We start from the raw sequence: 23,612 nt of genomic DNA on the forward strand, positions 1-23,612 counted from the left end.
ATACGAAATAATTATGAAATGATTGCAAGCAAACAAAAAAATGTTCTAACAAACAAAGCTTTATTATCAATAAATTAGTATCTTTGCACATTAAAATATAAAAATAATGAAAAATAGAATCATCAGTTCCCTTTGGTTTTCTTTAATGCTTTTACCCTTGACAGTAACAGCACAGAAAGTTAATCCTATGGCATATTATGTCGATGATGAGATGAAAGCACAGGTATCATCGAACATTTCAAATGCGCAAGCACCGCTTGAAGTGACATTCAAGGCGAACCCTACAAATATCGGCGACCATATTCTGTCATATGAATGGCATTTTAGAAAGAAAACAAATACAGACTACGAGGAATTGTTTGTCAGATACGAGGAAGAAACGGAGTACACTTTTCGCGAGTCGGGAACGTACAGCATACTACTTAAGACTAAGCTTGACAATCAAGAAACCGGACTTGAAGATCAAGAAATTGTAATTACCATTGTGGAAAGCAAGTTGGAATTTCCAAATGCATTCTCGCCCAATGGAGATGGCATCAACGATACCTTCAAAGCTAAAGAGGGATACAAGAGCATTGTTAAGTTCAAGGCAATCATCTTGAACCGATGGGGACAAAAGCTTTATGAGTGGAACAATCCCGCTGGCGAATGGGACGGCAAGTTCAATGGAAAGCCAGTGAAAGACGGAGTTTATTATCTCTATGTAAATGCAAAAGGTGCGGATGGAGCTGTTTACGAGTTTCGTAAGGACATTAACCTGCTTAGAGGGTTTACAGACGGAGGTTCTTCAACCTCGACAAAATAATGAATAAGACGACATGGAAGATCATAATAAGATTCAAGTATTCGGGGCACGCGTACACAACCTGAAGAATATTGATGTAGAAATACCACGCAACTCGTTGACCGTTATTACGGGACTATCGGGATCAGGAAAATCTTCACTTGCTTTTGATACGATATTCGCAGAGGGTCAACGACGCTACATCGAGACGTTTTCTGCCTATGCACGTAACTTCTTGGGAGGTATGGAACGTCCCGATGTTGACAAAATTACAGGATTGTCGCCCGTCATTAGCATAGAACAAAAGACAACCAACAAGAACCCACGTTCTACGGTAGGCACGACAACAGAGATTTACGACTATATGCGCCTGCTATTTGCCCGTGCTGGCAAGGCTTATAGTTACAAGACGGGCGAGCCTATGGTGAAATATACAGAAGAGAAAGTTCTGGAGATGATTCTGAATGATTATGCCGGAAAACGTATCTTTATTCTCGCTCCACTTGTTCGCTCAAGAAAAGGACATTATCGTGAGCTCTTTGAAACCATGCGTCGCAAGGGATACCTAACCATGCGTGTTGATGGCGAGATTGTTGAGATAAAACTTGGCATGAAGGTAGATCGCTACAAGAACCACGACATTGAAGTCGTCATTGACAAGATGGCTCTTCCACAGACACCTACAGAAGGAGGTTCGGATGAACGATTAAGAAAGTCGGTAGCCTTAGCCATGAAACAAGGTGAAGGTCTGATCATGATACTCGATAAAGATTCTGGAAACGTGAAATACTTCTCAAAAAGACTCATGTGTCCCACAACGGGTATATCTTATAGCGATCCTGCTCCCAACAATTTCTCATTCAACTCGCCGCAAGGGGCATGTCCTCAATGCAAGGGACTTGGAAAAATCAATGAGATAGACTTAGCAAAAGTCATCCCCGACCAAATGGTGAGCATATACAATGGGGGGATCGTTCCTTTAGGAAAATACAAGAACCAATTGATATTCTGGCAAATAGACGCAATACTAAAGAAATATGACTGCGACATCAAGATGTCAATCAAGGATATACCCGAAGAAGCAATGAACGAGTTACTATATGGTTCGCTTGACGATGTTCGCATTGACAAGGATGTGGTCCGTACTTCAAGTGATTATTTCGTTCGTTTCGATGGTATTATTAAATATCTCCGCGACATAATGGATAGCGACGAGTCTGCAAGCGCACAGAAATGGGCCGACCAGTTCATGGCAGAATGCGAATGCCCCGAATGTCATGGTCAACGATTGAACCGCGAGGCTCTTTCCTATAAGATTTGGGACAAGAACATCAGCGAGCTTTCGTCGATGGACATCAGCGAACTACGTCAATGGATTGACGATGTTGAAACGCATTTAGACAGTCAACAGAAGCAAATTGCAGCTGAGATTCTAAAGGAAATACGTACGCGTTTAGACTTCTTGTTGGAAGTGGGTCTCGACTATTTGGCTTTGAATCGTCAGTCAGCATCATTGTCTGGTGGAGAAAGCCAGCGCATTCGTCTGGCGACACAGATAGGTTCTCAGTTAGTAAACGTACTGTATATTCTTGATGAACCCTCAATTGGTTTGCACCAACGTGATAACGAACGACTCATCAACTCTTTGAAAGAACTGCGCGATTTGGGCAATACGGTTATCGTCGTAGAACATGATAAAGACATGATGATGGCAGCAGACTATGTGATTGACATCGGTCCACGTGCAGGACGAAAAGGTGGTGAGGTGGTTTTCCAAGGTACTCCTGACGAGATGATGAAGACAAACACCATCACCGCACAGTATCTTAGCGGAAAACTTCAATGTAGTGAAATAACAGAAAGAAGGAAAGGGTTGGGTAAAAACCTCGTTATTCGTGGTTGTACAGGCAACAACTTGAAGCATGTTGATGTTACGTTCCCGTTGGGAAAACTAATTGTGGTGACAGGAGTCAGCGGTTCTGGCAAATCTACACTTATCAACGAGACCCTTCAGCCCATACTCTCGCAGCATTTCTACCACTCGTTAAAGAAACCTATGCCTTATGATTCTATTGAGGGCATCGAATATATAGATAAGGTGGTCAATGTGGATCAATCGCCTTTGGGACGCACACCGCGTTCAAATCCTGCCACATATACTGGAGTGTTCTCCGACATTCGCTCGTTGTTTGTAAACCTGCCCGAGGCGAAAATTCGCGGTTATAAGCCAGGACGCTTTTCGTTCAATGTTAAAGGCGGACGTTGCGAGACCTGCGGTGGCAACGGTTACAAGACCATTGAGATGAACTTCCTGCCAGATATTCAGGTTCCATGCGAGGTGTGTCACGGGAAAAGATATAATCGAGAAACATTGGAGGTACGTTATAAAGGTAAATCTATTGCCGACATACTTGACATGACCATCAACCAAGCGGTGGAGTTTTTCGAGAATGTGCCAGATATTCTACGTAAGATTAAAACTATTCAAGACGTGGGATTGGGCTACATTAAACTGGGACAGCCATCCACTACCCTCTCTGGCGGTGAAAGTCAACGCGTAAAATTGGCCACCGAGTTGTCGAAGAAAGACACCGGAAAGACACTCTACATACTGGATGAACCGACCACCGGTCTTCATTTTGAAGACATACGCATTCTGATGCAGGTCATCCATAAATTGGTGGATCGTGGTAATACGGTTGTTATCATCGAGCACAACCTGGATGTTATCAAACAGGCCGACTACATTATTGATATGGGACCAGAAGGTGGACGTAAAGGCGGCACTTTACTTTGCGAGGGTACGCCCGAGGATGTTGCCAAAAGCAAGAAAGGCTTTACGCCTATTTTCCTGAAACAAGAGTTGCAATAGGACATATGGAAAGAAGTAAGGAAATCTATAGAGTCACACTCATCGGAAGCGCTGTCAATGTTCTGCTACTGCTATTCAAGTTTATAGCAGGCATCTTGGGACATAGTGCAGCTATGATAGCCGATGCTGTACATTCTCTATCCGACTTTCTTACCGATATCATCGTTCTTATTTTCGTCAGAATCAGCTGCCTACCTCAAGACAAGTCGCATGATTATGGGCACGGTAAATACGAGACATTGGCGATGACGATAATAGGAATTGCTTTGCTAATGGTGGCAGCTGGCATCATGTATAGTGGTGTTACCAAGATTATAGCGTGGGCCAATGGGGCGTGCCTGAAAGCTCCTGGACTGCTAGCGCTTTGGGCAGCACTTATTTCTATCATTTTGAAGGAAGCCGTTTACCAATATTCCATGATAAAAGCAAGAAAACTGCAATCACAAGCAGTAGAAGCCAACGCGTGGCATCATCGCAGCGATGCTCTATCATCGATTGGAACAGCCATCGGTATCGGGGGAGCTATATACTTAGGACAAGAATGGACGGTATTAGATCCTCTGGCTTCTGTCATCGTTGGCGCGTTTATCTTGAAAATATCTATTGAGTTGTTACGTGATAGCATCGGTGACCTGATGGAGCATTCTCTTCCAGATTCCGTAGAAAACGAAATTATACAACTGGCAGAATCTATTCCTGGTGTATCTTCTCCTCATGATTTGCGAACGCGACGCATAGGAAATCACTATGCCATTGAGTTTCATATTCTTATGGATGGAGATATGCCTCTGCGCAAAGCTCACAATAAAGCTTCGGAAGTAGAAGAGTTACTACGCAATCGCTATGGACAAGAAACTCACATAGCGGTGCACGTTGAACCCAAATAACGATTGTATTCCCCTTCAATTTAAGCTGAACAGTCGCCCAATTCTAGCCGTCTTGCAGGCTTAAAGAAGAGCCTTCTGAAACCAAGACTAGAACTCTTGCTTTAGCTCTAGACTTTAGATAACATATTTCTAGACTCTAGAACGAATAGATCCAGACTCTAGAACGAGAACTTCCAGACTCTGGAATACGCAATTCTAGAGTCTGGAAGCTAACCAATAGTGCCAGTTTTACGCGATTAAACAATAACTATTGAACATCAATCACAATGCTTTTGCAATGCAAAACCAATGCTATTAAATGTTCCCATCGACTTCATCGCTTGGCAATGACAAGAATATTCCAATCACCTATGCTCGCTTGCAACCGAAGGGACGCGATAATGGCCGATGGCCGATGGTCAATAGTCAATGTCCAATGGTCAATAATCAACGACCAATCACTCTTTTGTTGAAAGCTTAAGCACAACAGGTTTCATACCTGCAGCCTGCGCTTTAAGTGTAATAACACCAGCCTCGAGAGTTGAACGAAGTATAACGGTACAAGAGCCATTGAACAGACGACGATGATTGTCAACATGTAGTTCATCTGAGTTGATGTCACCATTAACAACACCTACTATCTGCGCATTTCCATCTACTGTAAAAGTCACATCTTCATTTGTTGTCTGCACGAGGCGACCTTTTGCGTCAAGAGCAGTAATACGAATATGTTGCAGATCTATGCCATCGGCCTTCCAGTTGTTATTATCCGATTCAGCCTTTAGTCTAACAGGAGCTTTTGTCGTTTCTATCTGGTGTCGAGCAACAATTTTTCCTTTAGTACGGGCAATGGCTTCCAACTTACCAGGCTGATAAACAATATCGTTCCAACGAATTTGGTTACGCATCTTGGCATTCTTTACATCATTTTTCTTCACGCCAAGACTCTTACCGTTCAAAAGCAGTTCTACCTCATCGGCATTGGTATAAGTTAACAGCGAAAGATGTTGTCCTGCAATACGGTTCCAGTGGTCGCTCATACCATCATTACCCGTCTGCACACCATTCCACATCTGATCACCTTTTTTCTCTATCACTCCGATATGAACCACAGGCTCGTCAGGACAGAAGAAACTCTTCATGTAGTAAGCCTTGGGTTTGGGATTCAGCTCCAAATCGAAAACGCCCTGGCTCCATCCTTTGGCAGGCCACCCCTGACTCTCGCCTAAATAGTCAATGGCGCCCCAATAGGCCAAACCTATAACTTTTTCAAGATCCATCTCGAAGTAGTTCTGTCCCATAGCAGAGACAGATGCCTCACTTTGATAAAACTTCATCCAAGGAAAGCGACGTCCGTCGCCTGGGAAATACATATACCTATAATTATATGCCTGAACGTCGGTCTTCATGGCCAGGTCACAAGGTAGAGAATCTGTCGCCCAGTTGCGATAGCGGGGATGCATAGCTACAGTCACAAGACGAGTACTATCGTAGCGCAGCACCAATGTCTTCATCAGTTGATACATGGTGACACCAAAATCATTAAAGGGCTGATTTGGATCCTGCTGAAGCTCATTGCCAAGGCTCCACAGCACCACACTGGGCGAATTACGATCTCGTTTCACCCATTCTGGCACGTCATTTTGCCATAATTCTTCGAAAGCCACACGTCCACCGGTATGCTGCTGCGTCCACTTGTCGTAGAGTTCATCAACAACAAGAATACCGTATTTGTCACATAATTCTATAAACTCACGGCTGTAGGGATTGTGCGATGTACGGATATGATTAATGCCAAACTGCTTCATCAACTGGATTCGCTTCTCAATAGCACGTGGATATGCTGCTGCACCAAGTGCACCAAGTGTGTGGTGATTGGCATAACCCTTAAGCAAAACCTTCTTACCATTCAGCTTCAAACCATGATCAGACGTAATTTCGATGGTGCGGAATCCGAAATGTTCGTTATAGGAATCAACAATATCACCATTTGAATTGTGCAGAACAACCTCTACGGTGTAAAGATTTGGATGTTCACAATCCCACAATTTGGCATTATCAATCTCTACCTCTGCCACTTTTTGTTCGATGGTTCGCGATGGCGTATTGCGCCTAATCTCTGTTTTATTACTATACACACAATCACCTTGAGGATCCTTTATTACAATGTCAACAGGAAGCACTTTATCCTTTCCCATAAACGAAGCTTCTGCATAGACGGCTACATAGCGATTGTATTGCGTTACAATTCTCAACGGATTACGCCGCAAAAAAGCCTCTTTGGCGGTACTAATCAAACGCACGTCGCGGAACAAGCCTCCACCTGTGTACCACCGCGAATTAAAAGGATCGCGCGTATCGGCTTTGACTGCCAACACATTGTCTTGACCGAACTTCAACTTATCGGTGATGTCAAGTTCGAAACCTACATAGCCATAATTGGTACCACCAATATATTCACCATTCAAATACACATCGCCTACATACATGATACCTCCAAAATCAAGAAGCAACCTGCGATTCTTCAACGAGTCGTCTGGCGTCAGATGATAGCGATACCAAGCCTTCCCCATTTCTTTAAACCCACGACTTGAAAGCCGACTCTTGATGTTAGCCGCAGGATCGTCGTTGTTGGCCTTCTCATCGGCCGACGGAGCCACCCACGGTTGTTCAATCTGGAAATCATGGGGTATGTTGACCACGCGCCAGTCACTATCATCAAACTGCAAAGAAGATGCATTGGGGACATCGCCAGGCATGAAGCGCCAACCGAAATTAAGACTAATCATCGCACGCGGTTGCGCTGTTAAAGTAAGCGCATAACAGAAAACAGCAAAACAGAAAAAAAGATTTCTCATTATTATTTTAAGTAGTCAGTTATTTTAATTCGAAGACAAAGGTACATATTTTTTTTAGAAAAGATACACTATTTCTAAATTATTTCGTAACTTTGCAGCCAGAAAAAAGACATCGGGGCCGTATTGGTTCGATCGGGATACTCATCAAATAACATTGAAACTCGGGATGTCTTCTCTTGTCAATGGCGGGCCATTAACCAAGCTTTCTTCGAAATGCCGATGGATTACAAAGACGGAGAGCGCCCTTATCTTTTAACAAAGGAGTTTTCATCACATCACCCTTACGGCCCCCTTTTATAATTACAGAAAGGACAAAATACAATATGTTCTCAGGTATTATCGAAGAATTCGCCACTGTCGTAGCCATTGAACACGACAGAGAAAATATTAATTTCACACTCACTTGTTCTTTTACCAACGAGTTGAGCATCGATCAAAGCGTGGCTCATAATGGTGTTTGCCTAACGGTGGTGAAAATTGAAGGCAGCAACTATGTAGTGACCGCCATGAAAGAAACCCTCGACCGCACCAACTTGGGACTCCTGAAGGTGGGCGATAAGGTAAACGTAGAACGCTCAATGATCATGAATGGCAGACTGGATGGCCACATCGTTCAGGGACACGTTGACCAAACTGCAACGTGTATAAATATGGAAGATGCCGATGGCTCAACCTATTTCACATTCGATTATCCAGAAAATCGAGAAATGGCACTTCACGGATACTTTACTGTGGATAAGGGATCTGTTACAGTCAATGGCGTTTCCCTGACGGTATGCAACCCCACATCTCACTCATTCCAGGTAGCCATCATTCCCTATACGCTGGAACATACCAACTTCCAAGATATCAAGGTGGGAAGTGTGGTCAATCTCGAATTCGACATTTTAGGCAAGTATATTGCCCGTCTGAATGAACTAAAACAAAAATAAAAATAATTATGCTTACACTGAAACTCATAACTGAGGAAACCGAGCGCGTGATTCGCGGCTTGGAAAAAAAACATTTCAAGGGAGCCAAAGAAGCCATTGACCAAGTACTCGCTGTTGACAAACAGCGCCGCGAGGCTCAGCAGGAACTTGACAAGAACCTGTCAGAAGCTAAGAAGATGGCAGCTCAGATTGGTGGTTTGATGAAGGAAGGCAAGAAAGCTGAGGCTGATACCATCAAAGAGCAGGTTTCAAAGATGAAAGAAACCAACAAGCAATTAGAAGAAACTATGAATCAGGCTCAGGAAGAGATGACTCGCCTGCTTTGCCAGATTCCTAACATACCTTACGATGAAGTACCTGAGGGTGCTGCTGCCGAGGACAACCGCGTGGTAAAGAGCAACCTCAAGGAGTGCACTGCCAACGACACTGTTGGCAACTGGGACGTCAACCCATCGCTGGGCATCGCCAACCCCCTGCCCCACTGGGAACTGGCTAAGAAATACAACCTCATCGACTTCGATTTGGGTGTAAAAATTACAGGTGCCGGATTCCCCGTTTACATCGGCAAAGGTGCTCGTCTGCAGCGTGCACTCATCAATTTCTTCCTCGATGAGGCTCGCAAGAGTGGTTACACCGAGATTATGCCTCCTACAGTAGTAAATGCAGCTTCTGGCTACGGCACAGGACAGCTGCCCGACAAAGAAGGCCAGATGTACCACTGTGAAGTTGACGACTTCTATCTCATCCCCACTGCCGAGGTACCCGTCACAAACATCTACCGCGACGTGATTCTCGACGAGAAAGATCTGCCTATCAAGAACTGCGCATACACCGAGTGTTTCCGTCGCGAGGCAGGTTCTTATGGTAAGGACGTTCGCGGTTTGAACCGTCTGCACGAGTTCTCTAAGATTGAGATTGTACGCATCGACAAGCCCGAGCACTCAAAGGAGAGCCACAAAGAGATGCTGGCTCATGTAGAGGGTCTGCTCCAGAAATTGGAACTGCCCTATCGTATCTTGTTGCTCTGCGGTGGCGACCAGTCGTTCACATCGTCTATCTGCTACGACTTCGAGGTTTACTCTGAGGCTCAGGGCCGCTGGCTCGAGGTTTCAAGCGTTTCAAACTTCGATACTTATCAGGCCAACCGTTTGAAGTGCCGCTATCGCAATAGTGAGACAAAGAAGACCGAACTCTGTCACACACTGAACGGTTCTGCTTTGGCTCTGCCAAGAATCGTAGCCGCTCTGTTAGAGAACAACCAGACAGAAAACGGTATCAAGATTCCTGCTGCACTCGTGCCTTATATGGGATGTGACATGATTGATTAATCATATTTATCTCACATATTTGTTATAAATTGTGCGTTATTTATAAGAATGAAATGCGCACACTTCGAGTGCCGTATTAAAGAAGTTTACAAAATATTTAAAACAACAATTAAGATGCAAACACAGCAAAGTGTTTGCATCTTTTTTTGTGAAAAAGCGTGGTCAATTAAAAACAAATTGTTATCTTTGCAACCAAAATTCAAACATTTTGAAGCTAACGAATTAATGCAATGAACAAAATCGTCAGAAAAGAGCAATTCTCAGAGAAAGTTTTTCTCTTTGAGATTGAAGCTCCACTAATTGCGAAGAGCCGCAAAGCAGGCAACTTCGTAATCGTACGCGTAGGTAGAAACGGTGAGCGCATGCCACTGACCATCGCAGGCGCAAACATTGACAAGGGCACCATTACGCTGGTAGTGCAAGTGGTGGGGCTCTCTTCCAAGAAATTGGCTGCACTGAATGTTGGTGATTCTGTAGCAGACGTAGTAGGTCCTTTGGGTAATCCAACTAAGATTGAAAACTACGGCACAGTGGTTTGTGCTGGTGGTGGACTTGGGGTTGCGCCAATGCTTCCTATTATTCAGGCCCTCAAAGCTGCAGGCAACCGTGTTCTCTCTGTGATGGCTGGCCGATCAAAAGACCTGATTATCCTTGAAGATAAAGTACGCGAAAGTTCTGACGAGGTTATCATCATGACCGACGATGGTAGCTACGGTGAGAAAGGTGTGGTAACCGTTGGCATAGAAAAATTCATTGAGCAAGAGCATGTAGATAAGATTTTTGCTATCGGTCCTCCCATCATGATGAAGTTCTCAAACCTGACAGCACAAAAGCACAACATCCCTTGCGAAGTATCGCTCAATACCATCATGGTGGATGGAACGGGTATGTGTGGTGCTTGCCGACTCACCATCGGTGGCAAGACGAAGTTCGTGTGTATCGATGGTCCTGAGTTCGATGGCTCACTCGTTGACTGGGACGAGATGTTTAAGCGCATGGGGACCTTCAAGCGTGAGGAGCAGGAGGAATTAGCACATTATGAGGAGCATCTTGACAGCATCAACGCTGAGGAAAAGTTCGAAGCCAAGACTACCGATGTCATCATGGATGCTGACCCAACCAACGACACCATAGAGGTACTCACCGACCGCAATGCCGCCTGGCGTAAGGAACTGCAGCAGAGCATGAAACCCAAGGAGCGCACACAGATAGAGCGCGTGGCAATGCCCGAACTCGATCCTGTTTATCGTGCTACCACACGTACTGAAGAAGTGAACATCGGCCTTACCAAGGAGATGGCGATGACTGAGGCTAAGCGTTGTTTGGACTGCGCTAAGCCAAGTTGTGTGGAGGGCTGTCCGGTGAACATCAACATCCCATCGTTCATCAAGAACATCGAGCGCGGACAGTTCCTTGCAGCCGCCAAGGTACTTAAGAACACCTCAGCACTTCCTGCAGTCTGTGGACGTGTTTGCCCACAAGAGAAACAATGTGAGAGCAAGTGTATCCATTTGAAGATGAACTCAAAGCCTGTTGCTATTGGCTATCTAGAACGATTTGCTGCTGATTATGAGCGTGAGAGTGGTAACGTTAGCTTGCCTGAGATCGCCCCAGCTAACGGCATTAAAATTGCAGTCGTAGGTTCTGGTCCTGCCGGACTGAGCTTTGCAGGCGACATGGTGAAGAAGGGATATGATGTCTATGTATTTGAAGCTCTACATGAAATTGGTGGAGTTCTGAAATATGGAATTCCCGAATTCCGTTTGCCCAACAAGATTGTAGACGTCGAAATCGAGAATCTTGCAAAGATGGGAGTCCATTTCCAAACCGATGTGATTATTGGTAAAACAATTAGCATCGAACAGCTTGAAGACCAGGGATTTAAAGGAATCTTTGTTGGCTCTGGTGCTGGTCTTCCCAACTTCATGAATATTCCAGGCGAAAACTCTATCAACATTATGTCAAGCAACGAGTATCTCACTCGTGTGAACTTGATGGATGCCGCCAACCCCAAGACTGACACTCCATTGAATCCTGCCAAAAGCGTACTTGTGGTAGGTGGTGGTAACACCGCCATGGATTCTTGCCGTACAGCCAAGCGCTTAGGTGCTGAAGTCACATTGGTTTATCGTCGTTCTGAGGTTGAGATGCCTGCTCGTCTTGAAGAAGTAAAACATGCCAAGGAAGAGGGCATCAAGTTTCTCACCCTGCATAACCCCATTGAGTATATTGCCGACGACCAGGGCGCCGTTAAGCAGGCCGTTCTACAAGTGATGGAGTTGGGTGAACCCGATGCATCAGGTCGCCGCAGTCCAGTTCCCATAGAAGGTAAGACGGTAACTCTCGATGTTGATCAAGTTATTGTCGCCGTTGGTGTATCTCCCAATCCGCTCGTACCAAAATCTATCGAAGGTCTTGAGTTAGGTCGAAAGAACACTATCGTAGTTTCTGAGAAGATGCAATCTTCTCGTAATGAAATTTTCGCTGGTGGTGATATCGTGCGTGGTGGTGCAACTGTTATCCTTGCCATGGGCGATGGACGTCGCGCTGCTCAAAACATGGATGCTTATTTGCAAGCAAAGAATAAAGAATAAAAGATAAGAAAGTGAATATTTTACTACCAATGTATCATTGTTTTGGCAAGTAAATATTCACTTTTTTTGTGGAATTATAACCATAAATTATGAACGGATTATATACAATTATACTACTCATACTTAGCAATGTATTCATGACACTTGCGTGGTATGGACATCTTAAACTTCAGGAAACAGGCATTAGCAGCAATTGGCCACTCATCGGTATCATCGTATTCTCTTGGGGCATTGCTTTTCTCGAATACTGTTGTCAAGTGCCAGCCAACCGCATGGGGTTCATCGGCAATGGAGGACCATTCTCCTTGGTACAGTTGAAAGTGGTACAAGAGTGTATCTCACTGGCGGTCTTTGCTGTTATAGCTAACATTTTGTTTCAGGGAGACCATCTTCATTGGAACCATATTTTGGCTTTTTTTCTAATAATATGTGCCGTCTATCTGGTGTTCATGAAATAAAGAATAAATGCGTACAGAAATAGAAAAATTAGAAAAGTATCTGCGCAATCGCTTTGTTAAAGCGTTTGCCACCTATCATCTTATAGCCGATAACGATTATATCCTTGTTGCCCTCTCTGGTGGCAAGGATTCTCTTTGTTTATTAGAACTATTAGCTAAACGTGCAAAAATACAACATCCCCGATTCAAGGTTGACGCGGTACATGTAAGAATGGAAAACATCAAGTACGAGACATCTACAGACTATCTGCAGCAGTTCTGCAATGAGTTAGGTGTTCATCTTCATATATGTACCACCCACTTTATTGTAGATGACAAATCAACTACAACATTAATAAGCGGAAACAAAAAACTTAAAAAACAGAAGCAACCCTGTTTTCTATGCTCATGGTATCGTCGAAAGAAAATATTTGATTTAGCACAAGAATTAGGATGTAATAAGATTGCCTTGGGGCATCATCAGGATGACATACTCCATACAGCACTCATGAATCTATTCTATGAAGGGCGATTTGGTACGATGCCAGCTCTCTTACAAATGAAAAAGATGCCTCTTCAAATCATACGTCCCCTCTGTCTCATAAAAGAATCCGACATACAGCAATACGCAGAATTGCGTGGATACCAAAGACAAATCAAATTATGTCCCTATGAACATGAGAGTAATCGCACTTTTATCAAACATTTATACGATAAAGTAGAACAAATGAATCCAGAGACACGACATAGTCTCTGGAACGCACTCGTAAGAGAAGGAAAACTAATTGAAAATTCTTAAATTCAGTTAATAATACATTCCCTTTATATTATTGTATAATAATAATTTGTACCTTTGTTTGTCCAAACAATGAAAAGCGATGAAAAGATATATTTCTCTTCTATTAGTTGGAGTCCTACTAATACCTATCAGTGTTTCTGCACAGAATAAAAAGTCAAAAAGAAACAATAAAAAGCCAACAGTCGAAACTGTTCAAGAAGATCCACGCATTGCTCAAATGTTGGCAGCCACCCAAAAGATTATGTTCATCGACAGCTTGGTTGTTAACTTGGACGATTTCATGCGTTTTATTCCTATCGCCAAAGATTGTGGCACACTAGTACAAAACAACAATCTCGGACAATTCACCAACGAGTTAAAAGATTTCCGACTGACGACCATCTTTGATGCAAAAGACTCGCTTTCACATCTTTATGTGAGTGATTACATAGGCAATAGATGGAGCCCCCCGGTTGTCGCAAAGGGTATCAATAAAGAAGCAGATGCAAACAATCCATTTATGATGCCCGATGGCACCACTCTCTATTTTTCACAAAAAGGGGCCAACAGCCTTGGTGGCTATGATATTTTTGTGACTCGCTACGATGGCAGCGAAGGCACATTTCTAAAACCCGAGAACCTAGGCATGCCCTTCGCATCAACTGCCAATGATTATTTCTATGCGATCGATGAGTTCAACAATCTAGGCTATTTTGTGACAGACCGTCATCAACCACAAGGCAAAGTTTGCATCTACGTGTTCATACCTAACGACACACGTCAAGTGTATCCATCGGAAGCTTATTCAGAAAGCGAACTCCGTGCACTGGCAGACATCAGCTGTATAGCCAACACATGGGACAAATCCGACCTACGAAAAGCAGCCGTCAACCGATATCGCGAAGCACGACAGAATGTTAATGTCACACACACAAAAATAGTCAGTGAGTTCTCTTCTGAGTTAGACGATCTTCGTCACCAAGCAGAGGTACTCAGCAAGGCATTACGCATGGCACGCAACTACTATGCTCGTGCTAATGAAAACGAACGACAGACCCTTCGCACCGAGATTCTAAACAGCGAACAAGAGTTAGAACAGTTACAATTGCTGATTCGCAAGAAGGAAAAAGAAGAACAAAACGACACCTTACTCCAATAAACATAAATACTAATCGCTATGGAAAAGAAAAAATTTGCACCTTCAGAGCTCATCATCAATACCGATGGTTCATGTTTTCATCTGCATCTCAAACCAGAACAATTGGCCGATAAAGTGATACTCGTAGGCGACCCAGCACGTGTAGATACCGTTGCTGCCCATTTTGACACTAAGGAATGCGAGGTGAGTAGTCGTGAGTTCCACACCATCACCGGTAATTATAAGGGCAAACGCATCACCGTTCAGAGTCACGGCATCGGTTGTGACAATATCGATATTGTGGTCAACGAACTCGACACCCTTGCTAACATCAATTATAACACACGCGAAGAGCACGAAGAGCACCGCACACTCACAATGGTACGCATCGGCACTTGTGGCGGTCTGCAACCCAACACGCCAACAGGAACCTTTGTTGCATCGGTCAAAAGCATTGGATTTGACGGACTACTCAATTATTATGCAGGTCGCAACGTTGTTTGCGACATCCAGATGGAACAGGCTTTTCGCGAGCATATGAAATGGAACCCAATCAAGGGCGCGCCCTATGTAGCTGTGGCCGACAAAGAACTCATTAACCAAGTAGCTCAGAATGACATGGTGCGGGGCTATACCATCTCATGTGGTGGTTTTTATGGTCCTCAGGGACGTGTACTCCGCGCCGATATCGAAGACCCACAGCAGAACGAAAAGATTGAATCATTCGAATATGAAAACATGCGCATTTGTAACTTTGAAATGGAATCCTCTGCTCTTGCCGGTCTTGCCACCCTGTTGGGCCATCGCGCCATGACCTGTTGCATGGTAATTGCCAACAGATACGCCAAGCAGATGAACACCGAATATAAAAACACGATAGATACGCTTATCACAAAAGTTCTTGACAGAATTTAATCATATAATAAACGGATAACTATATAATGACTTCATTCGAAAGCGATTACAACAACGGAGCACACCCTTTTGTGCTTCGGCAACTTATTGAAACCAACAATTCAAATAGTTCTTCTTACGGCTCTGATATATGGAGCGAACAAGCTCGTCAGAAAATCCGTAAAGCTTGTCAGACACCAGATGCAGACATCTACTTCCTCGTTGGTGGTACACAAACCAATGCCACCGTCATTGATGGCGTTCTCACAGGCTATGAGGGTGTTATTGCCGTCGAGTCCGGCCATATCAATGTACATGAGTCAGGTGCTGTAGAGGCTTTCGGACATAAAGTTATTACCATACCCGCTCACAATGGTAAAATGACTGCCGAAGATCTTCGTGCCTTCCACAATAGGTTCTATGCCGACTCATCCTACGAGCATATGGTCATACCCGGTATTGTATATATTACAATGCCTACTGAACTGGGGACTATTTATAATGCTTCTGAAATAGAGGCTATCTATAATCTTTGTCAGGAGTACGAGATTCCACTCTACATTGATGGCGCTCGCCTAGGTTATGGTTTAATGTCTGAAAAATGCGATTTTGACCTGCCATGGCTTGCCCACCATTGTGATGTATTCTATATTGGTGGCACAAAACAGGGGGCACTGTGTGGTGAAGCCGTAGTATTCCCACGGAATAACGCCCCACGACATTTCTTCAACATTATCAAACAGCATGGAGCCCTTATGGCCAAAAGCCGATTGGCAGGTGTACAGTTCGACGCACTCTTTACAGACAACCTGTATTTCGATTTATCCAAACATGCCATTAATAAGGCTATGCAACTTCGTCAACTGTTCTCTGAAGCCAACATTCCCATTAAGGAATCTCCCACCAACCAGCAGTTTGTAACCCTCTCCCATCAACAGATGGAATATCTTAAATCAAAAATTCTTTTCGAGACATGGGAGCCCGTAGATGAAACTCACTCACTATGTCGATTCGTCACCAGTTGGGCCACCACCGACGAGGATATGAATCTATTGTCAGAAGCACTTAAGCAGTTATGAACGACACAATCTGTGCTCTCGCCACAGCCACAGGTGGCGCCATAGGAATCATAAGAATCTCAGGCCCTCAAGCGCTTGAGATTCTTTCTCGTGTGTTTAGTAAGGACATCAGCAATGCCCAACCCAATACCATACACTACGGCAACATCAACGATGGTTCAGAGATTATCGACGAAGTCCTCGTCAGCATCTTCCGTGCACCTCATAGTTACACAGGCGAAGACTGCGCAGAAATATCATGCCACGGTTCAAGCTATATACTCAACCGTATGCTTACCCTACTCATAGAGAACGGATGCCAACAGGCAGGCCCAGGTGAATTCACGCAGCGAGCCTACCTCAATGGTAAGATGGATCTCTCGCAAGCCGAGGCTGTTGCCGATCTGATAGCTTCCAACAACAAGGCCACTCACCAGATAGCCATGAGTCAGTTGCGTGGCCATTTCTCTTCCAAGCTGGCTCAACTGCGCGAACAACTTCTGAAACTCACCTCAATGCTCGAACTCGAACTCGACTTTTCAGACCACGAAGATCTTGAGTTTGCCGACCGCAGTGAGTTACTGGAACTTGCAGAAACTATTGACAATCACATCACTCATCTGGCCAACAGCTTCCAGACAGGCAATGCCCTGAAGAACGGCATCCCTGTAGCTATTATAGGTGCGCCAAACGTAGGTAAAAGCACCCTTCTCAATGCTCTTCTAGGCGAAGAGCGCGCCATTGTTTCTGACATACAAGGTACTACCCGCGATGCCATCGAAGACACCATCCAGTTGGGAGGTGTCACCTTCCGCTTCATCGATACTGCAGGCATCCGCCATACTGATGATCAGATAGAGAGTCTCGGCATCCAACGCTCAAAAGCAGCAGCCCAGAGTGCCCGTATTATCCTGCTCATGACAGAGCCCGGTGTACCCTATCCAGATATAGAGACACACGACAACCAGACCGTCATACGCATTGAGAACAAAACAGATGCCTTCCAAGCCAAATTCGGCATAGGCCTCGAAAACCTGAAGCAACAACTCATCAATTCTGCACCCAAAACCTCCGACTCCGACATCATTATAACCAATACCCGCCACTACGATGCCTTAGTACGTGCCCACCAGCACATCCAGCGTGTCATCGAAGGCCTCAATATACAAATAAGCGGCGACCTCTTGAGCGAAGACCTTCGCCAGACCATCGACACCCTATCCGAAATCACCGGCGGCCAGATCACACCCAACGAAGTCTTAGGAAACATATTCAAGCACTTCTGCGTCGGAAAGTAGAATGTTTCTTTAAGTACTCAATGCATGACTAAAAAAAGTATCCTTCATTTTAACGGAGTATGGAGAAGTTATCAGAAAAGAATTCTTGATGATTTAGATTTCCATTTGCGTGACAACAAACTTCATATCGTTGCTGCACCAGGTGCCGGAAAAACCACTTTGGGAATAGAAGTTATATCGCGTTTGAATCGAGCATCCCTAATTCTATGTCCGACGAATACTATTAAAAATCAATGGAAGGAACGGATTCTTTCTTCTTTTCTACAAAAGAAAGATTTTGGGATTGTCTCAACAGATATCCGTAACCCTGGTTTTCTCACTATCGTTACATATCAAGCCTTGCTGGCCGCATTTTGCGGGCATGATGATGACTCAGAAGACTGTCAACCCGTTGAAAATGATGGAAAGGAAAAGTTATATTCTATTACCATTTCCAACCGATTTCGAATGGAGAAAGCCGAGGAAATTATCAACATCCTCCTATCCGCTAATGTATCTCTGCTTTGCTTCGACGAGGCACACCATCTTAGAAAAGAGTGGTGGAAGGCATTGTCATATTTGGTAGAGCATCTGAAGCCAGCACAGACAGTTTCCCTTACCGCCACACCTCCTTATGATGCAGACATCAACGAATGGAATCGGTATCAAGCGCTATGCGGCGACATCGATGAGGTAATCTCCATTCCCGAATTGGTAAAAAACGGAGATCTGTGCCCTCATCAGGATTTCATTCATTTCTCGCGACTCCACCCGCACGAGCGCAATTTGTTCGAAAACCATAGGCGAAACGTCAATGTTTTGATGGAGAAACTGAGGGAAGATACAAGATTACATGAACTTTTATCGAAAATGCGCTTCCTTCAAGCCACAGATAACGAGATTGAAGCCATTTTGGAAAAGCCTGAATTTTATGTATCTATCGTCTCTCTTTTGAATGAGGAAGGATACTCGATTCCTCGTCGTTTTTTAGACCTGTTTGATGCAACTTCAAAGGATATTCCTATATTCGACATCAAGCAGGCGATGACTTTTCTGAATGAGTTCTTTTCTGTAGAGAAAGAGGAATGGAAGGACATGAAGGCTATTAGCAGTGAGTATCACAGTCTAGCAAGACAAATGGGATTGACAAATGGAAAAAAAGTAATTCTTGACGGAAACGACAAGTTCTACCGACAGATTGCCAATAGCATTGGAAAATTGGACTCCATAGTCAACATCGTCGAATTGGAGAACAGTCTGCTAAAAAAAAATTTGAGGATGGTCATTCTGACCGATTACATCAGACTGAGCTGCCCTGACTACTCTATGCTTGGCGTCGTACCTATTTGGCGGAAATTGAAAACAGAATTCCAAGGAAGAATCTCTTTGGGTGTTCTATGCGGATCGTTAATTCTGTTGCCTGCAACTATCGTAGGAAAATTTCAGCACCTGCTTTCTGACAATGACGTTGCCAATGATGCCGTCAACTTGGAATTTTTTGAGGGAAACGAAGACTACATACGGATTACTCCCAAGGAATCCATCCGCAACCATATTGTCCGTTTAGTAACCGAGCTGTTCAACGATGGAGACCTGACAGTGCTTGTAGGTACTCAATCCTTGCTTGGAGAAGGTTGGGATGCTCCGTCCATCAACTCGTTGATTCTCTCTAGTACAGTGAGCTCCTATATGCTTTCCAACCAGATGCGAGGGCGGGCCATCCGCATCGACTTGAATCATCCAGACAAGGTGTCAAATATTTGGCATCTAGCTACTTATGATCCTTCATTTAAAAACTATAATTACGACCTCGCTCAAATTTCCTCTCGTTTTGAGGGATTTGAGGCTCCCTCCTATTTCGGGAACCACGAAATTATTTCAGGAATTGAGCGGGTTTGTAGGCCTAATACGTCGGGAAATCTTCAAACCAATTTCTCCTTGGCAAAGAATCGGGAATTGACACGTCAATGGTGGAACGATGCCTTGTATATCGGTTATGAGAACAAGCCTTCCATCGGTCTATCTTCTGGTCTACAGACCAATTCTTTAACCATAAAGTCGCTGTGCTATAGAGGATATTTGTATTACATCTGGTTCTTGGCTCTTGTAATACCATTTCTTTTAAACCAACCTCAACTAATTCGGGTTTCCGGTTTTGTGGTTGTCGTTTTCTTGATGGGTCTTGTTGCCTTAAAATTCATTCGTACAGGGACGGTGGAAGGTGTCTTAAAACAAATATCCATCGTCATTTTGGAAACCCTCTCCAGTCAAGGACTCGTAAAAACCTCCCTCAAACAGGTCGGTTTGCAAGTCAGTAATGATAAGGGAACAATGTATGTGTCATGTGTAAATCTTCCTGCAGAGGAGAACAATTTGTTCATCCAATGCTTGCAAGAGTTTCTTGATCCTGTGGAAAACCCAAGATATCTGCTAGTTCGGCATGAACGATTCCACAACTTAATAAATCAAACGGATTATTTTGCTATTCCGTCCGTAATTTCTCCGAACAAGAAAAGCTTAGAGATTTTTATGAAGATTTGGAGAACCTATATCGGAAATTGCGATGTTGTATACACTAGAAGTACCGAGGGGCGGAAAGTCCTACTAAAAGCCCGCAAGTATGCATTCTCTGCAATAAAGAGGAATGTTTCAAAACGAATGTCAAAATGGCAATGATGCTTGGACTATACAATTCATTATAAGCCATCTAAAAATAATTACTCCTTATATAGCTAAACTAAATTGTATTAGAAGATGATTGATTTGAATAAATATGGCACATTCGTTATGAATTACAAGGAGGAAAAACATTGTTATTTGTCAAAAATAAGACTAAAATAACTCAAAAATGCACTTTTTTGTGATAAAACTTTGGTAGATTTTAATATTATACGTATTTTTGCACAAAATATCACACATAATATAATTTGCAAAATGAAATATAATATAGCAACAGCAACAGATTATCTGGAAGAGTTGACAGGCTTCAAGACAAGGAGACTTACTCATGCCAAAGGCGAAGATAAAAAGTTGCCATTGGCGATTGCTACCAGTTATAGCTTTTATGATCTTGAGTTCATGGAAATGCAAGTCACTATTGCTATACCTACAGGTGACGGCATAACGCCAATGCAGTTAGCCAAACATCAAGCTAAGATGATAGAGACATTCCATCATCCTGTCATCTTTGCTTTAGAATCAGTTGCATCCTATCAGATAGCTCGGCTCACCCAAGCAAAGGTTGATTTTATTGTACCTGGGAAAATCGTGTTCATCCCAAGTATGCTAATCGTATTGCGTGAACTGAAGAACACGGTCAAAGAAATGCCTGAGAAGATGCCACCTGTATCCCAGTTGCTGGTGCTCTATCATCTTGAAACAAAAACAATAGACGGACTTACCGCTTCGGAGATAACGGAACTAACAGGCTTGGCATACCCGACTATTAACGTCGCTCTTCGATGGCTTGTGACCAATAACATCATAGCCCTTGTTGGAGGCAAACAGAAACATGTTCAGATAACGATGTGCAAGGAAGAGCTTTGGAACAAATCCCTTCCGTTGATGACATCGCCTATAGAGCGCATACTTTTCACCGACACAAAACCTGAGGGAAGTTTGATGGCCGGAGAGACTGCTATGGGACATTACACCATGCTTGCGGAGCCTGCAACTCCAGTCGTTGCGATAGACAAAGCAACAGCAAAAATTAATGCCGCCATGATGAATAAGGAATTTGGCGACATAAAGGTGGAAGTATGGAAATACTCTCCAGCCCTGCTGTCTGATGGTGAATGGGCAGACAGGCTATCGCTCTATCTGTGCATGAAGGACAGCGAAGACGAAAGAATACAAATGGAATGTGACACTTTAATTGAAAAAATGAAATGGTAACAGGAATTGAACGCTGGAAGGAATATTTCAATGATTATAAGGACAAGTATGTGCTGATAGGAGGTGCAGCCTGCAATCTGCTTGAAGAAGAACTCGACATGAATCCTCGTGCAACGAAGGATCTTGACCTTGTTCTTGTAGTAGAAGCACTCACTCCTGATTTCGGAGCCCGCTTGTGGGATTTAATCAAGTCAGCCAATTACGCTGGTCGAAGCAAAGGAGAGAACGAGTTCAAGCATGAATACTATCGCTTTGTAAATCCAGAAGATAAGACATATCCGAAGCAAATTGAACTGTTCGCACGTAGCACAGGAATCCTCAACCTGCCATCCAATGCACACATAGAACCCATAAGTGTAGGAGAAGACTTGTCCAGTTTGTCAGCTATCTTGATGGATGATGACTACTATGCGTTCACTATAGAGCATAGCAGGAATATAGACGGCATCCATGTAGCAAGTCCAGAAGCTCTCATTTGTCTCAAAGCCAAGGCATACACGGAAATGCTGGACAGAAAAGCCGAAGGTGAACAGGTAGACAGCCGTGACATCGAGAAACATAAGAAAGATGTGTTCAGGCTGATAGCCATGCTGCCACAAGACTCTCGATTCTCGCTCCCAGAGAAATTGAGGAATGACATGAGTGATTTCTATCAAAAGATAGGAGAATTGCCTGATCCAGACTTTTTCAAGAATGCAGGACTAAGAGGTTTGGATGCCCAGCGTCTTCTTGACCTCTTCAACACGGTGTTCCTATAATGAGAACTGAAACGCATCACAACATATACAATTTTCCGGACTGCCGCAACATTGTTATCTGTGGCGACATTCACGGTGACTTCAATCTCCTCGTGAATAAAGTTTGTGTCCAATATCAGATGAAAGATACTCTAGTCATTGTAGCAGGAGATTGTGGCTTTGGCTTTGAAAGAAAAGGGTACTATGAGAATATTGTCAAGCGCAATGCCAAGCGAGTAAATGAATCCAACAACTGGTTCCTTTTCATCCGTGGCAACCATGACAATCCAGCTTACTTTGACGGAAAGACATTCCGGCATAAAAGGTTTACTTGCATTCCCGACTACTCTGTAGTCAAAGCCAATGGTCACACCATACTCTGTGTGGGTGGAGCAATATCTGTTGACCGTCAGCCAAGAATAGATGCATGGGAACACAATCAAAGAAAGGCACATAGGTACAGCCATAACTCTTCTGACATTGAACTTCTTTCACCCAACTATTATTGGCAAGATGAAGCTCCAGTTTTCAACAATGACTTATTATCTGAGATAACCAACTTGCATAAGATAGATACAGTAGTGACGCATACTGCTCCATCTTTCTGTGAGCTACTGAACAAAGACGGATTACTGCAATGGGCAATATATGACAACAGTCTGTTAGATGATGTACAAAAGGAACGTGAGACAATGGATGCAATCTATACCAAATTGAGAGCTGTGCCCGAGCCACTTACACATTGGTATTACGGTCACTTTCATCAAAGCTGGCGTTCATCTATTGATGGAGTCCTATTCAAGATGTTAGACATCATGGAACTGGCTGAAATTACCCCTTGACAAAATCAAGTTTTATAACGCCATTCTGTACAAACATACTACTATTAGACAGAAGTGTAGTAGTTTTGTACGATTATATAAATTCGGCAATAAATACATTTTGTTGCCGAATTTATATTTCCTATCAACCAAACACCTGTATTAAAGGATTCTGATTTCTGCCGTCAAAAAAGAAAGAGATGGTTAGCTTGGTTTCAATTGGGCAAGGGGCGGTTTAGTTTATCCCCATATTATATATCTATAACCTAAACTAAACCTTTTATCTTCCGACGTTGAAACCTTGTCATCAAATGCGTTTCTCAAAATAGGTTAGAAATGACGAT

Annotated in this window: 17 protein-coding genes; 16 read left to right on the plus strand and 1 reads right to left on the minus strand. The window is 43.6% G+C overall.

Going from position 1 to position 23,612, the window contains the following annotated elements; genetic code table 11:
- Nucleotides 1-187: 187 nt before the first annotated feature.
- Genes L6472_RS07685 through L6472_RS07695 form a run of 3 tightly spaced genes read left to right on the plus strand, consistent with a single transcriptional unit; the run spans nucleotide 188 to nucleotide 4,543 of the window.
- Nucleotides 188-805, plus strand: a complete 618-nt coding sequence (locus tag L6472_RS07685) for a gliding motility-associated C-terminal domain-containing protein (protein WP_237803868.1) — start codon at nucleotides 188-190, stop codon at nucleotides 803-805.
- 13 nt (nucleotides 806-818) lie between these two features.
- Nucleotides 819-3,656, plus strand: a complete 2,838-nt coding sequence (uvrA, locus tag L6472_RS07690; RefSeq protein WP_237803869.1) for an excinuclease ABC subunit UvrA — start codon at nucleotides 819-821, stop codon at nucleotides 3,654-3,656.
- Nucleotides 3,657-3,661: 5 nt separating this feature from the next.
- A complete protein-coding gene (locus tag L6472_RS07695) occupies nucleotides 3,662-4,543 on the plus strand; it encodes a cation diffusion facilitator family transporter (protein ID WP_237803870.1) in 882 nt (293 codons plus the stop codon).
- A 437-nt stretch (nucleotides 4,544-4,980) separates the two neighbouring features.
- On the opposite strand, the gene L6472_RS07700 is transcribed toward L6472_RS07695, so the two are convergent.
- Entirely contained in the window at nucleotides 4,981-7,311 is a 2,331-nt protein-coding gene (locus L6472_RS07700; protein WP_237803871.1) for a glycoside hydrolase family 2 TIM barrel-domain containing protein, read from the minus strand.
- A gap of 392 nt (nucleotides 7,312-7,703) precedes the next feature.
- Here L6472_RS07700 and L6472_RS07705 point away from each other — a divergent pair, with 392 nt between their 5' ends.
- The 13 genes from L6472_RS07705 to L6472_RS07765 all read left to right on the plus strand — a co-directional run bounded on the left by L6472_RS07705 (nucleotide 7,704) and on the right by L6472_RS07765 (nucleotide 23,289).
- Nucleotides 7,704-8,312 carry a riboflavin synthase gene (locus L6472_RS07705; RefSeq protein ID WP_237803873.1) on the plus strand — a complete coding sequence of 203 codons (609 nt, stop codon included), beginning with the start codon at nucleotides 7,704-7,706 and terminating at the stop codon, nucleotides 8,310-8,312.
- An 8-nt stretch (nucleotides 8,313-8,320) separates the two neighbouring features.
- Nucleotides 8,321-9,640 carry a serine--tRNA ligase gene (gene serS / locus L6472_RS07710; RefSeq protein ID WP_237803874.1) on the plus strand — a complete coding sequence of 440 codons (1,320 nt, stop codon included), beginning with the start codon at nucleotides 8,321-8,323 and terminating at the stop codon, nucleotides 9,638-9,640.
- 230 nt (nucleotides 9,641-9,870) lie between these two features.
- Nucleotides 9,871-12,234 (plus strand): bifunctional dihydroorotate dehydrogenase B NAD binding subunit/NADPH-dependent glutamate synthase, encoded by a 2,364-nt coding sequence (locus L6472_RS07715; RefSeq protein WP_237803875.1) that lies wholly within the window; start codon nucleotides 9,871-9,873, stop codon nucleotides 12,232-12,234.
- A gap of 89 nt (nucleotides 12,235-12,323) precedes the next feature.
- Nucleotides 12,324-12,692, plus strand: coding sequence for a DMT family protein (locus L6472_RS07720; protein ID WP_237803876.1), 369 nt, complete (start codon nucleotides 12,324-12,326; stop codon nucleotides 12,690-12,692).
- A gap of 7 nt (nucleotides 12,693-12,699) precedes the next feature.
- Nucleotides 12,700-13,470 carry a tRNA 2-thiocytidine biosynthesis TtcA family protein gene (locus tag L6472_RS07725; RefSeq protein WP_237803877.1) on the plus strand — a complete coding sequence of 257 codons (771 nt, stop codon included), beginning with the start codon at nucleotides 12,700-12,702 and terminating at the stop codon, nucleotides 13,468-13,470.
- A gap of 79 nt (nucleotides 13,471-13,549) precedes the next feature.
- Entirely contained in the window at nucleotides 13,550-14,608 is a 1,059-nt protein-coding gene (locus L6472_RS07730; RefSeq protein ID WP_237803878.1) for a hypothetical protein, read from the plus strand.
- Nucleotides 14,609-14,626: 18 nt separating this feature from the next.
- The gene (locus L6472_RS07735; RefSeq protein WP_237803879.1) at nucleotides 14,627-15,502 is read left to right on the plus strand and encodes a nucleoside phosphorylase; all 876 of its coding nucleotides are present in this window, start codon (nucleotides 14,627-14,629) and stop codon (nucleotides 15,500-15,502) included.
- Nucleotides 15,503-15,528: 26 nt separating this feature from the next.
- On the plus strand, nucleotides 15,529-16,560 hold the full coding sequence (locus tag L6472_RS07740) for a low specificity L-threonine aldolase (protein WP_237803880.1): 1,032 nt from the start codon (nucleotides 15,529-15,531) through the stop codon (nucleotides 16,558-16,560).
- Nucleotides 16,557-17,837, plus strand: coding sequence for a tRNA uridine-5-carboxymethylaminomethyl(34) synthesis GTPase MnmE (mnmE, locus tag L6472_RS07745; protein ID WP_237803881.1), 1,281 nt, complete (start codon nucleotides 16,557-16,559; stop codon nucleotides 17,835-17,837). Before L6472_RS07740 ends, mnmE begins: the two co-directional genes overlap by 4 nt.
- A gap of 24 nt (nucleotides 17,838-17,861) precedes the next feature.
- Complete coding sequence (locus tag L6472_RS07750; RefSeq protein WP_237803882.1) at nucleotides 17,862-20,492, plus strand: DEAD/DEAH box helicase family protein; 2,631 nt, start codon at nucleotides 17,862-17,864, stop codon at nucleotides 20,490-20,492.
- A 258-nt stretch (nucleotides 20,493-20,750) separates the two neighbouring features.
- A complete protein-coding gene (locus L6472_RS07755; RefSeq protein WP_237803883.1) occupies nucleotides 20,751-21,710 on the plus strand; it encodes a DUF3891 family protein in 960 nt (319 codons plus the stop codon).
- The gene (locus L6472_RS07760) at nucleotides 21,704-22,468 is read left to right on the plus strand and encodes a nucleotidyl transferase AbiEii/AbiGii toxin family protein (RefSeq protein ID WP_237803884.1); all 765 of its coding nucleotides are present in this window, start codon (nucleotides 21,704-21,706) and stop codon (nucleotides 22,466-22,468) included. The genes L6472_RS07755 and L6472_RS07760 overlap by 7 nt, the downstream gene beginning before the upstream one ends.
- Complete coding sequence (locus L6472_RS07765) at nucleotides 22,468-23,289, plus strand: metallophosphoesterase (RefSeq protein ID WP_237803886.1); 822 nt, start codon at nucleotides 22,468-22,470, stop codon at nucleotides 23,287-23,289. The genes L6472_RS07760 and L6472_RS07765 overlap by 1 nt, the downstream gene beginning before the upstream one ends.
- Nucleotides 23,290-23,612 lie beyond the last annotated feature (323 nt).

Origin of the sequence: Prevotella sp. E13-17 (genome assembly GCF_022024035.1) — a bacterium.
Taxonomy (GTDB): Bacteria; Bacteroidota; Bacteroidia; order Bacteroidales; family Bacteroidaceae; genus Prevotella.

Excerpts from the sequence above, each read along its gene's own strand:
- L6472_RS07715 (WP_237803875.1), top strand. The coding sequence starts at position 9,871 with ATGAACAAAATCGTCAGAAAAGAGCAATTCTCAGAGAAAGTTTTTCTC.
- serS (WP_237803874.1), top strand. The coding sequence starts at position 8,321 with ATGCTTACACTGAAACTCATAACTGAGGAAACCGAGCGCGTGATTCGC.
- L6472_RS07695 (WP_237803870.1), top strand. The coding sequence starts at position 3,662 with ATGGAAAGAAGTAAGGAAATCTATAGAGTCACACTCATCGGAAGCGCT.
- L6472_RS07705 (WP_237803873.1), top strand. The coding sequence starts at position 7,704 with ATGTTCTCAGGTATTATCGAAGAATTCGCCACTGTCGTAGCCATTGAA.
- L6472_RS07725 (WP_237803877.1), top strand. The coding sequence starts at position 12,700 with ATGCGTACAGAAATAGAAAAATTAGAAAAGTATCTGCGCAATCGCTTT.
- L6472_RS07735 (WP_237803879.1), top strand. The coding sequence starts at position 14,627 with ATGGAAAAGAAAAAATTTGCACCTTCAGAGCTCATCATCAATACCGAT.
- mnmE (WP_237803881.1), top strand. The coding sequence starts at position 16,557 with ATGAACGACACAATCTGTGCTCTCGCCACAGCCACAGGTGGCGCCATA.
- L6472_RS07700 (WP_237803871.1), bottom strand. The coding sequence starts at position 7,311 with ATGATTAGTCTTAATTTCGGTTGGCGCTTCATGCCTGGCGATGTCCCC.
- L6472_RS07765 (WP_237803886.1), top strand. The coding sequence starts at position 22,468 with ATGAGAACTGAAACGCATCACAACATATACAATTTTCCGGACTGCCGC.
- L6472_RS07760 (WP_237803884.1), top strand. The coding sequence starts at position 21,704 with ATGGTAACAGGAATTGAACGCTGGAAGGAATATTTCAATGATTATAAG.
- L6472_RS07740 (WP_237803880.1), top strand. The coding sequence starts at position 15,529 with ATGACTTCATTCGAAAGCGATTACAACAACGGAGCACACCCTTTTGTG.
- uvrA (WP_237803869.1), top strand. The coding sequence starts at position 819 with ATGGAAGATCATAATAAGATTCAAGTATTCGGGGCACGCGTACACAAC.
- L6472_RS07685 (WP_237803868.1), top strand. The coding sequence starts at position 188 with ATGGCATATTATGTCGATGATGAGATGAAAGCACAGGTATCATCGAAC.
- L6472_RS07750 (WP_237803882.1), top strand. The coding sequence starts at position 17,862 with ATGACTAAAAAAAGTATCCTTCATTTTAACGGAGTATGGAGAAGTTAT.
- L6472_RS07720 (WP_237803876.1), top strand. The coding sequence starts at position 12,324 with ATGAACGGATTATATACAATTATACTACTCATACTTAGCAATGTATTC.
- L6472_RS07730 (WP_237803878.1), top strand. The coding sequence starts at position 13,550 with ATGAAAAGATATATTTCTCTTCTATTAGTTGGAGTCCTACTAATACCT.
- L6472_RS07755 (WP_237803883.1), top strand. The coding sequence starts at position 20,751 with ATGAAATATAATATAGCAACAGCAACAGATTATCTGGAAGAGTTGACA.